Below are 12,809 nucleotides of genomic sequence, written 5' to 3'. Positions count from 1 at the left end.
GAGGCTCATTTTCCCCTACCGTAGGACGGGTTGACGCCGGCCTCGGGGGGAGAGCATGGCCAAGGACAGTCACGTCGATCGCGCGGGTCGCGCGGCTCATGCCGCGCGCCGCCTGCCGCAGCAGCGACCGGATCCTTCGCCGCCTGGTCCGTCCTCCTCGCCTCTCTCGTCGCCCTATGCCGCCAGCGAGGCCACCCGGCTGCTGTGTGCGGGCGTCTATCTCGACGACGACTTCCGGGACGCGGTCGTGGACGAGCTGTATGTCCACGAGGAGCGCGCCGTGGCGCCGTCGCTGGGCATCGACGCGGCCCGGGTGCTCGCGCACGCGCTGCGCGCCCGCCGTCTGGAGGCGTGCTGGACCGGGCTGCTGGTGGCGTTATGGCTCATGGACTTCCTGCTGACCCAGGGGTTCTTCTACGCGTTCTTGCTGTCCGTCGTGCTGCTGCTGGCGGCGTCCTGGGCGAGGGGCGGCGCGTCCGGCCCGTTCCGCGCCGACTATCCGGGGTCCGACGGGATCACGGTCCACCGACGGCGGGCGGCGGCGGTGCTGCGGCTGTTCGGCTGTCTGACGCTGCTGTCCTATGCGTACTCCGCACTGGAGCTGGCCCTGGCGGACAATCCGGAGCCCGGCGCGCTGGAGAGCTTTCTGGCTCCGGGCCTGCTGGCCGGGAGCGACACCAGCGCCGCCTGGTTCGCGCTGGTGATCCCGGCCGCGATGGCCGCCGCGGTCGCCCTCCACCGTGAGCATGTGGCCCGGGTGCTGGCCACCGATCTGGAGCCGGAGGCCTTCGCCGATATCGGCGCGGACCCCGCCGATCGGTTCGAGGGCGGCCGTTTCCGGCGGGTGCGGGCCCTGATCCGGCGCGAGCAGCACTCACCGGTGATCCTCTACCACGATCGCCACCCCTTCCTCGGCGCGGGCACCGCGCATGACCCCTGGACCCTCGCCGTCGAGCTGCGCCCGCGCGAGGGGGAGACCCCGGTGCCGCTCGACAACCGGGTGATCCTGGAGCGGATCCGGCCGCTGGTGGAGAGGTTGCGCGCGCCGTCCACCCACGACACCGCCCGGACGCCGGCCGAGACCCGCGACCGGCTGCGCGGTCTGGAGCTCGACGAGTGTGTGTTCCTGAAGGCCACCGGGTTGCGCAGCCGCTCCTTCGTGCCGTACGGGGAGGCGGACTTCGCACGGGAGCGGGCGGAGGCCGTCGAGGAGGGCGGTGAGATCCGCCGGCACTTTCTGCGCGTCCGCGTCGGAGCCTGGCGGGAAGAGGTCGTCACCACCGTCTTCGTCCGGGTGCATACCCAGGGCGGGATGCTGATGCTGGAATTCGCCCCGCATGTGCTGCGCCCGATCCGCCCGGAATTCCGCGCGGTCGACCGGCTCTCCGACTCCCATCGCCGTGGCGGGCTGCCGGGCAAGGTGGCGTGGGCGCTGGCCCGGACGCCCACGGCGGCGGGCCGGGCGCTCATCCACGCTTTCCGCTCGGCCGCCTTCGTCTGGCGGATGTACGCGGGCGGCTATGAGGCGGCCATCCCCGACGGGCCCTGGGCGTCGGTGCGGGAGCTGGGCAGCGACACCGGCGCCTCGCTCTTCCAGGAGATGGACGTCAGCCGCTACCTGAAGAGCGTTGAGGACCGGGTGGCCAACGGTGTTCGGCGGGCGCTGGACGAAGCCGGCTGGGAGACCGGTGAGTTCGAGCAGAAGGTCATCAATATCAGCGGCGGCGGTGTCTTCATCGAGTCCGCGGAGAACAGCGCCTTCGGCTTCGGCGACCACAACACGATCAGCAACACCAGAAGCAATGGAGCGGGAGGCGGCCATGACGGCGGCTGAGACGGACGACGAGAACGGCACGGGCGGCACGGGCAGCGCGGGCAGCGCGGGCGGCACGGGCGCGGCGCACGGCGGGGGCGGGGGCGGGCGGAAGTTCGGCGATATCCGCATCGGCAGTGTGCGCGGCGGCGCCGTCGGCATCGGCGACCACAACTACATCGTGAACGGGCGGCGGCAGGAGGTCCCCTGCGACCCGGCGTACGAGGAGCTTTTCGAGGCTGTCCGGCAGCTCGCCACCGATCTGGAGCGCGTGGTCCCGAGCCCGGAGGTCAGCGCGTTGTCCGAGGAGCTGGCCGACGCCCAGGACGAGATCCAGCGCACCGGCCGGGCGGGGGTCGGCCGGCTCGCCCGTATGCGCGCCCTGCTGCAGGACGCGAGCACGAGCATCGGCATGCTCGCCTCCGGCGTCGCCGTCGGGCAGGCGGTCGGCGCTCTGCTGGGCGGCTGAGATGAGCGCGCCGAGCGGCGGGGGCGGCGGCCCCCGGTGGGATGAGGGCGCTCAGCGCTGGGTGGGGGAGGGCGCGGAGCCGCCCGGTCCGGGCCGTAGACCGCCCAACCCGCATCTGGGCACGGTGCTGTTGGCGGTGCTCGCCGTCGCTCTGGCCGGCGGTATCGGCGTCGGCGCCTGGAAGCTGCTGGCGGGTAACGGCGACGACAAGCCGCAGGCGCAGGGCGGTTCGGCCTCGGCATCGTCCTGGTCGTCGTCGGCGTACCCCTCGGCATCCCCGATGCCGCCGTCCGCGACCCCGTCGTGGCCGTCCTCGGCGCCGCCGTCGGCGGCCGCTGAAGGCAGCGGCGGACCGCCGCCGGACTATGTGCGCACCACGGACCCCGAGGGCTTCACGCTCGACGTTCCGGCGGGCTGGCAGCGGGTCAAGCGCGATACGGGCGTCTTCTACGAGTCGTCCGACGCGAGCAGCCTGATCCAGATCTTCGCTCTGACCGAGCCGAAGGTCACGCCGTATGAGGCACTGCGGAAGGCGGAGGCGGGGCTGAGGAAGAACCCTGGCTACAAGCAGTACCGGTTGGAGCGGGTCGGCTCCGGCGACGGTGCGGACGCGGAGCTCGAATACGGCTACCGCAGCGAGAAGTACGGGCAGCGCCGCATTCTCGACCGCGCCTTCACCGGACCGAATCAGGTGCAGTACGCGGTGCTGATCGCGGGCCCGGCCGAGGAATGGCCGCTCCAGCGCGATCGGCAGCGGATCGTGCTGGCCGCATTCTGTCCCACCGGGTACTGCCCGGCGACATGACAGCGGCGACCTGGCAGCGGCCACATGGCAGCGGCCACATGGCAGCGGCCACATGGCAGCGGCCACATGGCAGTGCGCGAAGTATCCGGCATCGAGGCGGTGGCAGAAGGGGCGGTGTCCCTCATACTGGGTTCACCGTATGTCGGCTAACTCGCCTTATCGGCAGAAGAGTTCCACTATCGGGGGGAAGGCATGAGCAACGGGGGCACGGGGGAGCAGTGGGTGGACGACGGGAGTCAGGGGCGGCCACCGGGCCCGCCCGCCGGTGAGGCCCGGCGTGTGTTGCAGGCGGTCGCGGTGACGATCTTCCTCACCGCCGGGATCGCGTTCTCCGGATGGGTGGCCTTCGGGGGCGACGGCAAGACCGGCCATCAGGCGGGCCCGCTGCCCTGGGAGAGCGAGAGCCCAGCGCCGACGCCGAGCGCGGAGGTCTCCCAGCCGAGCGATCTCTTTCCCTCGCCCGGCCCCGAGACCGGGGTGCCGACCGGTGTCCCGACGGACCTCCCGACCGGGCTGCCGTCCGCGTCCCCGTCCGCGACCCCCTTCGGGACCCCCACGTCCCCGTCCCTGACGGGCGGCACGCCGCCCGCGGGCTACAGCACCCAGACCGACCCGGCCGGGTACCACCTCGCCGTCCCGGACGGATGGCGGCGGAGGGTCGAGGGCCCCAGCGTCTTCTACACCTCGCCCGACGACAGCACCATGATCCAGATCTTCGAGCTGCACGGGCCCGAGTCGACGCCGTACGAGTCGGCGCAGGAGGCCGAGCGGATCGCCTCTCGTGGCCAGGACTACGAACAGGTCACCCTGTCGCAGCTCGGCCCGGCCACGATGGACCCGGCGGCGCTGGAGTACACCTACCAGAGCAAGAGCTCCGGCCACCGCCGCATACTCGACCGCCGCTTCGCCACGCAGGGCGGCACGATGTACGCGGTGCTGGTCATCGGCCCCGCCGCGGACCGGGCGAGCGAGCAGGAGATCCACCAGGCCGCGCTGGACACCTTCTGTCCCACCGCGTACTGCATGGCCTCGTGACTCAGCGTGAGGGGAAGTGAGTCAGCCCACTTTCTATGACGAATTGCGCATACGTTTGGTTCTTCTGGTTAGGGGGTCCCTGTTGCTGGCGTGGCCAGCGGGAAAGCTCGCAAAACCGGAAGGCAGAGAAGACGTGTCGGCAGTCGAGACCATTCATGTGGACGGGGTGTGGCGGGCAGCCACATCCGGCGCGCAGCGGGAGGTCCTCGACCCCGCGGATGCCAAGACCCTCGCCCTTGTCGCCGAGGGTGACGCCGAGGACACCGACGCGGCCATAGCCGCCGCGCGCCGCGCCTTCGACGACGGCCCCTGGCCCCGTACGCCGGTGGCCGAGCGGGCGGCGCTGCTGCGCCGGGTCGCCGAGCTGCTGCAGCGCGACCGCGAGACCATCGCCCTCCTCGAGAGCCGGGACACCGGCAAGACGCTGGAGGAGGGCCGGGTCGACGTCGACGATGTGACCAACGCCTTCCGCTACTTCGCCGAGCTGGTCATGGGCGAGTCGGCCGGGCGCGTCGTCGACGCGGGTACCCCCGATGTGCACAGCGTCGTGGTGCATGAGCCGGTCGGCGTCTGCGCGCTGATCACCCCCTGGAACTATCCGCTGCTGCAGGCCAGCTGGAAGGTCGCCCCGGCGCTTGCCGCCGGGAACACTTTTGTGATCAAGCCGAGCGAGGTGACCCCGCTCTCCACCGTCCATCTGGTGAAGCTGCTGGTCGAGGCGGGGCTGCCGACCGGGGTGGCCAACGTCGTGACCGGCGCGGGTGACCCCGTCGGCGCCCGGATGTCCGAGCACCCCGATGTCGACCTGGTGTCCTTCACCGGCGGGCTGATCAGCGGTACGAAGGTCGCGCAGGCCGCCGCGCCGACCGTGAAGAAGGTCGCGCTGGAGCTCGGCGGCAAGAACCCCAATGTGGTCTTCGCCGATGCCTGCGCCACCGACGAGGGCTTTGACACCGCCGTCGACCAGGCCCTGAACGCGGCCTTCATCCACAGCGGCCAGGTCTGCTCGGCCGGCGCCCGGCTGATCATCGAGGAGTCGGTGCGCGAGCGGTTCGTCGCTGAGCTCGCCCGCCGGGCGGAGAAGATCAAGCTGGGCCGCGGCACCGAGGACGGTGTCGAGTGCGGTCCGCTGGTCTCGGCCCAGCAGCTGGAGAAGACCGAGGCGTATGTGGCGTCCGCCCTGGCCGAGGGCGCGGCGCTGCGCTGCGGCGGCAAGCGGCCCGAGCCGTCCGCGGTCCGCCCCGCGACCGGCTACTTCTATCTGCCGACCGTGCTGGACCAGTGCCACCGCGAGATGCGCGTGGTGCGTGAGGAAACGTTTGGTCCGATTCTGACGGTCGAGTCCTTCCAAACCGAGGACGAGGCCGTCACACTCGCCAATGACACGGAGTACGGACTGGCCGGCGCCGTCTGGTCCGCCGATACCGCCCGGGCGCGGCGCGTCGCCGCCCGGCTGCGGCACGGCACCGTGTGGATCAACGACTACCACCCCTACCTCCCGCAGGCCGAATGGGGCGGTTTCGGCAAGTCCGGGGTCGGGCGCGAGCTCGGTCCCTCGGGCCTGGCCGAATACCGCGAGTCCAAGCACATCTACGAGAACCTGCGGCCGAGCCCGGTGCGCTGGTTCGGCGGCTGACGCCCCGCCGCCGGCCCCGTCCGGGGACGGCCGGGCCCGGTCCGGCCGCCGGGCCCGGTCCGGCCGCCGGGCCCGGTCCGGCCGCGCCTCGTGACGGCGCCCGGCGGCTCCGCACGTACGCACCACCCCCACCCAGGGGCGGCAGCCCCTGGCCCGCACCATCGCGGGCCGCTGGTAAGACCGCGAGGAGTAATCGCACTATGTCCGTACCTGTCGTATACGACTACGTCGTCGTCGGCGGCGGCACCGCAGGATCGGTGATCGCTTCCCGGCTCACCGAGGACCCGGATGTCCGCGTCGCCGTCATCGAGGGCGGACCCTCCGACATCGACCGGCCCGATGTGCTCACCCTGCGCCGCTGGCTCGGCCTGCTCGGCGGCGATCTGGACTACGACTACCCCACGACCGAGCAGCCACGCGGCAATTCCCATATCCGGCACAGCCGCGCCCGGGTGCTCGGCGGATGCTCCTCGCACAACACCCTGATCTCCTTCAAGCCGCTGCCGGGCGACTGGGACGAGTGGGCCGAGGCGGGCGCCGAGGGCTGGGACGCCGCGTCCATGGACCCGTACTTCGACCGGCTGCGCAACAACATCGTGCCGGTGGACGAGAAGGACCGGAACGCGATCGCGCGTGACTTCGTCGAGGCCGCCGAGTCGGCCGCCGGGGTGCCGCGCGTCGAGGGGTTCAACAAGAAGCCGTTCCACGAGGGCGTCGGCTTCTTCGACCTCGCGTACCACCCGGAGAACAACAAGCGCTCCTCGGCATCCGTCGCCTATCTGCACCCCTTCCTGGACCGCCCCAACCTCCATCTGATGCTGGAGACCTGGGCGTACCGGCTGGAGCTGGACGAGACGGGCCGGGCGACCGGCGTCCGCGTCCGCACCAAGGACGGCGAGGAGATCCTGGTCGAGGCGGAGCGCGAGGTCCTGGTCTGCGCGGGTGCGGTGGACACCCCGCGGCTGCTGATGCACTCCGGTATCGGGCCCAAGGCCGATCTGGAGGCGCTCGGCATCCCCGTCGTCCACGATCTGCCGGGCGTCGGCGAGAATCTGCTCGACCACCCCGAGTCGGTGATCGTGTGGGAGACCGACGGCCCGATTCCGGACAACTCCGCGATGGACTCCGACGCGGGCCTGTTCGTCCGGCGCGACCCGGAGTCCCGGGGGCCGGATCTGATGTTCCACTTCTACCAGATCCCGTTCACCGACAACCCGGAGCGGCTGGGCTATGAGAAGCCCGAGCACGGCGTGTCGATGACCCCCAACATCCCCAAGCCGCGCAGCCGCGGCCGGCTCTACCTCACCAGCGCCGACCCGGCCGTCAAGCCCGCCCTCGACTTCCGTTACTTCACGGACGAGGAGGACTACGACGGCCGCACGCTGGTCGACGGCATCCGCATCGCACGCGAGATCGCCAAGACCCAGCCGCTGGCCGGCTGGCTCAAGCGTGAGGTGTGCCCGGGCCCGGAGATCACCTCGGACGAGGAGATCAGCGAGTACGCCCGCAAGGTCGCGCACACCGTGTACCACCCGGCTGGCACCTGCCGTATGGGCGCCACGTCGGACGAACTCGCCGTGGTCGGCCCGGATCTGCGGATCCGGGGGCTCAACGGCATCCGTATCGCCGACGCGTCCGTCTTCCCGACGATGCCGGCCGTGAACCCGATGATCGGAGTCCTGATGGTGGGCGAAAAGTGCGCCGAGCTGCTGAACCAGGAGCGCGACCAGGAGAGGCACCGATCCCGCGATCGAGCCCCGCAGCCCGCGCCGGGAGGTGACGCGTGATGGCCACGACCGTGATCCCCGAGACGCCCGAGACCCCTGAGACGACCGAACGGGGCGGCGACGCCCCGGTGTTCTCCGTGCGCGGCCTGTGGAAGGTCTTCGGACCCAAGGCCGACCGCGTCCCCGGCTCCGCCGAGGCCGAGCTGTCCACCGAGGAGCTGCGCAGCCGGACCGGCTGCACGGCCGCCGTCCGCGATGTCTCCTTCGACGTCCAGCCGGGCGAGGTCTTCGTGGTCATGGGGCTGTCCGGCTCCGGCAAGTCCACCCTCGTCCGCTGTCTGACCCGGCTGATCGAGCCCACCGCCGGCGATCTGAGCATCGACGGCGAGGATGTCCTCGCCATGGACAAGTCCCGGCTGCGTGATCTGCGCCGGCGCCGCGCCGCCATGGTCTTCCAGCACTTCGGGCTGCTGCCGCACCGCTCGGTCCTCGACAACGTCGCCTACGGCCTGGAGATCCAGGGCATGGGCAAGGCCGAGCGCCGCGCCAAGGCCGCCGAGATGGTCGACAAGGTCGGCCTCAACGGCCTGGAGCGCCGCCGCCCCGGCCAGCTCTCCGGTGGTCAGCAGCAGCGCGTGGGCCTGGCCCGTGCGCTCGCCGCCGACCCCGAGGTGCTGCTCTTCGACGAGCCGTTCAGCGCGCTCGACCCCCTCATCCGGCGCGATATGCAGGAAGAGGTCATCCGGCTGCACCACGACGAGGGCCGCACCATGGTCTTCATCACCCACGATCTGAGCGAGGCCCTGCGACTGGGCGACCGCATCGCGCTGATGCGCGACGGCGGCATCGTGCAGCTCGGCACCCCGGAGGAGATCGTCGGCTCCCCGGCCGACGACTACGTACGGGACTTCGTCCGCGATGTGCCGCGTGAGCAGGTGCTGACCGTACGCCGTGCCATGCGCCCCGCCGGGACCGGCGAGGCCGACGACGGCCCCGCGCTGGCCCCCGGCACGACGGTCGCCGACGCGATCGAGGCCGTGGCCAGGACCGGTGGCCCGGTCCGGGTCGTGGACGGCGGCCGCTGCCTCGGTGTCGTCGACCACGCATGCCTGCTCAACGTGGTCGCGGGGCTGGACCGCGAGGAGGCGGGTGCCGCATGATCGCCGCGACCGCCTGCCGAGCGGCACGCGCGGCGCTCGCCGCGGCGTGTCCGCCATCGCAGCCGATGCCGGCCGGGACCGGGGGGCGCGTATGACCGCCACGACCACCTCCCCCGCCGCCGAGACCGCGGCCGACCGGACCCCCGCGGAGGAACCGCGCGCCGGCCGCTTGCGGACCGCCGTCCGCCGTCCCGCCGTGCGCAAGCTCGCGCTGCTCGCGGTGGTGGCCGCCGTGCTGGTGCCGCTCGCCCACGCCCAGTGGGGCAGCGGCAGCTGGCCGCACGCGCTGACCGTCGACGTATCCGAACCGCTCGGCAAGACGAGCGACTGGATCATCGACAACCGCGACAGCCACCCGATCTTCCTCTACTTCTTCGGGCAGATCAGCAACGCGGTCATCGTCTGCGTCCGCGCCGTCTATCTGGCCCTCCTCGCCCTCGGCTGGACCGGGGTCACGGCCGCCACGGCCCTGGTCGCCTGGCGGGTGGCCGGGGTGCGGGTCGCGGTGACGACCCTGGTGTCCCTCGCCGTCTGCGGACTGCTGGGCATGTGGGTGCCGACGATGCAGACGCTCGCGCTGATGGCCGTCGCCGTCACCGTCTCGGTCGTCATCGGCGTGCTGCTCGGCCTCGCCGGCGGGCTCTCGGAGCGGATGTTCCGGACGCTGCGACCGGTGCTCGACACCATGCAGGTGCTGCCCGCCTTCGCGTATCTGCTGCCCGTGGTGCTGATCTTCGGCATCGGCGTGCCCGGCGCGGTGCTGGCCACCGTGATCTACGCGGCCCCGCCGATGGCGCGGCTCACCGCCCTCGGTCTGCGTAACGCGGACGCCGGGGTGCTGGAGGCCGTGGCCTCGCTCGGCGCGACCTTCCGGCAGCGGCTGCTGTCGGCCCGGCTGCCGCTGGCCCGCAAGGAACTGCTGCTCGGCGTCAACCAGACGATCATGATGGCGCTCTCCATGGCCGTCATCGCGTCCATGATCGGCGGCGGCGGTCTCGGTGACCGCGTCTACCAGGCGCTGTCCACCGTCGACGTCGGCAAGGCGCTCGCCGCCGGCCTCCCGATCGTGCTGCTCGCCGTCGTCCTGGACCGCACCACCGCCGCCGCGGGTGAGCGCCTCGGTGCGGACCCCGACGAGGGCGGCCACCGGCTGCTGCGCGGCTGGCCCGCCTGGGCGGGCGTCGCGGTGATCACCGCGGTCCTGGCCCTCGCCGGACGGTTCAGCGGGTCCCTGACCTGGCCCGACGGCTGGGTCTTCGCCATCGAGGACCCGGTCAACCAGGCGAAGGAGTGGATGGTCGACCATCTCTACTCCGGTGTTCCCGTCGTCGGCGGCACCGCCGACTGGGCCTCGCACTACGTCACCTTGATCCTCGACCCGCTGCGCCAGGGGCTGCAGGGCCTCCCGTGGTACGGGGTGCTGCTCATCGTCGCGGCGCTCGCCTGGGCGATCGGCACCTGGGCCACCGCCCTGACCGCCACGGCCGCCATGGCCGCGATCGGCGTGCTCGGCGTGTGGGAGCCGTCCATGGACACGCTCTGCCAGGTGCTGGCCGCCGTCGCCGTCACCCTCGTCCTCGGCTTCGCGATCGGCATCGCCGCCGCGCGCAGCACCCGCCTGGAGCGGCTGCTCCGGCCGGTGCTGGACGTCTGCCAGACCATGCCGCAGTTCGTGTATCTGATCCCCGTGGTCGCGCTGTTCGGCGTCGGCCGCGCCCCCGCGGCGGCAGCGGCCATCGTCTACGCCCTCCCCGCCGTCATCCGCATCACCACCCAGGGGCTGCGGAGCGTCGACCCGGCGGCGATGGAGTCCTCGCGCTCGCTCGGCGCCACGCGCGGCCAGCAGCTGCGCCAGGTCCAGCTGCCGCTGGCCCGCCCGGCGCTGCTCCTCGCCGTCAACCAGGGCGTGGTGCTGGTGCTGGCCGTGGTCATCATCGGCGGTCTGGTCGGCTCGGGCGCGCTCGGCTACGACGTGGTGTTCGGCCTGGCGCAGGGCGATCTGGCCACCGGTCTGGTCGCGGGCGCGGCGATCGTCTGCCTCGGTCTGATGCTGGACCGGGTCACCCAGCCGACCAAGCGCCGCGACAAGAAGGGGGCCTGATATGGCTCGCAAGCGCACACAGCTGCTGATGGCCGCCGCCGGGGTCACGGTCCTGTTCACCGCGACCGGCTGCGGCGCGGCGGACATGACCAAGCAGTCCTCGCCGTATGCCAACGTCGGCAGCGCGAAGTCCGTCACCCTCTCCGTGCAGTCCTGGGTCGGCGCCCAGGCGAACGTCGCCGTCGCCGAATATCTGCTCAAGCATGAGCTCGGCTACCGCGTCGACACCGTGCAGGTGGACGAGGTTCCGGCGTGGGACGCGCTGAGCCAGGGCCGGGTGGACGCCCTCCTGGAGGACTGGGGCCACCCGGACCAGGAGCAGCGCTACGTCAAGGACAAGAAGACGATCGCGAACGGCGGCGGCCTCGGCGTCACCGGCCATATCGGCTGGTGGGTGCCGAAGTACTTCGCCGACGCCCATCCGGACGTCCTCGACTGGAAGAACCTCAACAAGTACGCCAAGACCTTCCGCTCCGCGGAGAGCGGCGGCAAGGGGCAGCTCCTCGACGGCTCGCCGTCGTATGTCACCAATGACAAGGCGTTGGTGAAGAACCTCAACCTGGACTACCAGGTGGTCTTCGCGGGTTCGGAAGCGGCGCAGATCACCCAGATGCAGCAGTTCGCCAAGGCGAAGAAGCCCTTCCTGACCTACTGGTACAAACCGCAGTGGCTGTTCAACCAGGTGCCGATGGTCGAGGTGAAGCTTCCCAAGTACACGGACGCCTGCGCCGAGAAGGGCACCGAGGACCCCAAGTCCATCGACTGCGCTTACCCGACCACGCCCCTGCAGAAGTACCTCAACGCGGACTTCGCGAAGAAGGGCGGCAAGGCGGCGGCGTTCCTGAAGAAGTTCCACTGGACGGAGAAGGACCAGAACGAGGTCTCCGAGCTGATCGCCGCGGACGGGCTCTCCGCTCAGGAAGCGGCCGAGAAGTGGGTCAAGGAGCACCCCGACGTCTGGAAGAAGTGGATGCCGTAGCGGCTGCGCCGGCTTCCACGCCTCGCATGGGCCCCGCATTGTCCTCAACCGGTGGACATCGTCCTCAGGTGGACATCGTCCTCAACCGGTGGACGAGGCGGGGCCCAGCCGCTCCATGAGGTCCCGCGCCGCGGCCATGGTCTCGCGTCCTCCAGATTGCAGCCCACCGCGCCCGTCTCCAGCAGCCGCGCGACCAGCTCCTTCGGATCGAGGCCGTAGCCGCTCTCGACATCAGCCGGCACCGGTACGTCCACGGCCCGGACGATCCGGGCGACGGTGGCGAACATCTCCGACGGCGGGGTGTGGCGGTCCTGGTAGCCGAGCGACGCCGAGACCCCTGCGCTCGGCGTCGCCAGCGCCGGATGGCCGGTCGGCGAAGACCCGCGCCGAGGCGGCGTCCCAGGGGCCGGGGAGCACCAGCGGATCGTCCGCGGCCCGGCCGTGGTGCATCGCGCGGAACGCCTGGGCCGCGGGCGTGGTGGGGCGTGGTGGGGCGTGGTGGGGCTTGCCGTCATGAAGGGACCTCTTCATGGAGCCGTTTGCGTGAGCCGTTTCCGTGGGCCGTTTTCCGTGAGCCGCTTCAGCGAGCCGTTTCAGTGGGCCGTGGGCTTGTAGGCGCCGGGGGCCAGGCGGGTGGTCACACCGGCCCGGTTCCAGGCGTTGATGGTGAGGATCAGGGCGATGAGCTGAGCCAGCTCCTTCTCCTCGAAGTGCTTGGCGGCCCGGTCGTACACCTCGTCCGGGACGAAGCCGTCGGTCAGCACGGTGACGGCCTCGGTCAGGGCCAGCGCGGCCTGCTCCTTCTCGGTGTAGAGATCCCCGGCCTCCTCCCAGGCGTTGAGGAGATAGAGGCGCTCCTCGGACTCGCCCGCCGCACGGGCGTCCTTGGTGTGCATATCGATGCAGAAGGCGCAGTGGTTGATCTGCGAGGCGCGCGTCTTGACCAGCTCGGTCAATGCCGGGTCCAGGCCCTTCCTGGCGGCCACGTCAAGGTTGACCATGGCCTTGTAGACCTCGGGAGCCGCCTGCGCGAAGCGCATCCGGGGGCCGTGTCGGTGGGTGGTCTCGTTCGTCGTCATGGCGT

Annotated in this window: 10 protein-coding genes and 1 pseudogene; 9 read left to right on the top strand and 2 right to left on the bottom strand. The window is 71.4% G+C overall.

Features of this window, described 5'->3' with window-relative positions; genetic code table 11:
- The first annotated feature begins 55 nt into the window (after positions 1 to 55).
- From ABZS71_RS09500 to ABZS71_RS09460, 9 genes are all read left to right on the top strand, one after another.
- Positions 56 to 1,834, top strand: a complete 1,779-nt coding sequence (locus tag ABZS71_RS09500) for a hypothetical protein (protein ID WP_356208601.1) — start codon at positions 56 to 58, stop codon at positions 1,832 to 1,834.
- A complete protein-coding gene (locus ABZS71_RS09495) occupies positions 1,821 to 2,282 on the top strand; it encodes a hypothetical protein (protein WP_356208600.1) in 462 nt (153 codons plus the stop codon). Before ABZS71_RS09500 ends, ABZS71_RS09495 begins: the two co-directional genes overlap by 14 nt.
- A gap of 1 nt (position 2,283) precedes the next feature.
- Positions 2,284 to 3,087, top strand: a complete 804-nt coding sequence (locus ABZS71_RS09490) for a hypothetical protein (protein ID WP_356208599.1) — start codon at positions 2,284 to 2,286, stop codon at positions 3,085 to 3,087.
- A gap of 192 nt (positions 3,088 to 3,279) precedes the next feature.
- Positions 3,280 to 4,122, top strand: coding sequence for a serine/arginine repetitive matrix protein 2 (locus tag ABZS71_RS09485; protein ID WP_356208597.1), 843 nt, complete (start codon positions 3,280 to 3,282; stop codon positions 4,120 to 4,122).
- Between the two features lie 133 nt (positions 4,123 to 4,255).
- On the top strand, positions 4,256 to 5,758 hold the full coding sequence (locus ABZS71_RS09480; RefSeq protein WP_355844877.1) for an aldehyde dehydrogenase family protein: 1,503 nt from the start codon (positions 4,256 to 4,258) through the stop codon (positions 5,756 to 5,758).
- Between the two features lie 200 nt (positions 5,759 to 5,958).
- Positions 5,959 to 7,545, top strand: a complete 1,587-nt coding sequence (locus ABZS71_RS09475; protein ID WP_356208595.1) for a GMC oxidoreductase — start codon at positions 5,959 to 5,961, stop codon at positions 7,543 to 7,545.
- Positions 7,545 to 8,645, top strand: a complete 1,101-nt coding sequence (locus tag ABZS71_RS09470) for a glycine betaine/L-proline ABC transporter ATP-binding protein (RefSeq protein WP_355844871.1) — start codon at positions 7,545 to 7,547, stop codon at positions 8,643 to 8,645. Before ABZS71_RS09475 ends, ABZS71_RS09470 begins: the two co-directional genes overlap by 1 nt.
- Before the next feature lie 91 nt (positions 8,646 to 8,736).
- Entirely contained in the window at positions 8,737 to 10,746 is a 2,010-nt protein-coding gene (locus ABZS71_RS09465; protein ID WP_356208593.1) for an ABC transporter permease subunit, read from the top strand.
- A 1-nt stretch (position 10,747) separates the two neighbouring features.
- The gene (locus tag ABZS71_RS09460) at positions 10,748 to 11,725 is read left to right on the top strand and encodes an ABC transporter substrate-binding protein (protein WP_355844865.1); all 978 of its coding nucleotides are present in this window, start codon (positions 10,748 to 10,750) and stop codon (positions 11,723 to 11,725) included.
- Between the two features lie 143 nt (positions 11,726 to 11,868).
- On the opposite strand, the pseudogene ABZS71_RS09455 reads toward ABZS71_RS09460, so the two are convergent.
- Both ABZS71_RS09455 and ABZS71_RS09450 read right to left on the bottom strand, forming a co-directional pair.
- Positions 11,869 to 12,175: pseudogene (locus ABZS71_RS09455) on the bottom strand (isocitrate lyase/phosphoenolpyruvate mutase family protein); the annotation flags it as partial.
- Positions 12,176 to 12,318: 143 nt separating this feature from the next.
- Positions 12,319 to 12,804: a carboxymuconolactone decarboxylase family protein gene (locus ABZS71_RS09450; RefSeq protein ID WP_355844862.1), complete on the bottom strand. Its 486-nt coding sequence runs from the start codon at positions 12,802 to 12,804 to the stop codon at positions 12,319 to 12,321.
- Positions 12,805 to 12,809 lie beyond the last annotated feature (5 nt).

The sequence above is a fragment of the Streptomyces sp. NPDC005393 genome (assembly GCF_040606675.1).
Lineage (GTDB): Bacteria > Actinomycetota > Actinomycetes > Streptomycetales > Streptomycetaceae > Streptomyces.
The sequence above is the reverse complement of the archived record's forward strand: the minus strand, read 5'-3'. Positions and strand labels throughout refer to the sequence as shown.

What these genes read in the sequence shown, in the direction of transcription:
- ABZS71_RS09500 (WP_356208601.1), top strand. Translation starts at nt 56, where the DNA reads ATGGCCAAGGACAGTCACGTCGATCGCGCGGGTCGCGCGGCTCATGCC.
- ABZS71_RS09495 (WP_356208600.1), top strand. Translation starts at nt 1,821, where the DNA reads ATGACGGCGGCTGAGACGGACGACGAGAACGGCACGGGCGGCACGGGC.
- ABZS71_RS09490 (WP_356208599.1), top strand. Translation starts at nt 2,284, where the DNA reads ATGAGCGCGCCGAGCGGCGGGGGCGGCGGCCCCCGGTGGGATGAGGGC.
- ABZS71_RS09485 (WP_356208597.1), top strand. Translation starts at nt 3,280, where the DNA reads ATGAGCAACGGGGGCACGGGGGAGCAGTGGGTGGACGACGGGAGTCAG.
- ABZS71_RS09475 (WP_356208595.1), top strand. Translation starts at nt 5,959, where the DNA reads ATGTCCGTACCTGTCGTATACGACTACGTCGTCGTCGGCGGCGGCACC.
- ABZS71_RS09470 (WP_355844871.1), top strand. Translation starts at nt 7,545, where the DNA reads ATGGCCACGACCGTGATCCCCGAGACGCCCGAGACCCCTGAGACGACC.
- ABZS71_RS09465 (WP_356208593.1), top strand. Translation starts at nt 8,737, where the DNA reads ATGACCGCCACGACCACCTCCCCCGCCGCCGAGACCGCGGCCGACCGG.
- ABZS71_RS09460 (WP_355844865.1), top strand. Translation starts at nt 10,748, where the DNA reads ATGGCTCGCAAGCGCACACAGCTGCTGATGGCCGCCGCCGGGGTCACG.
- ABZS71_RS09450 (WP_355844862.1), bottom strand. Translation starts at nt 12,804, where the DNA reads ATGACGACGAACGAGACCACCCACCGACACGGCCCCCGGATGCGCTTC.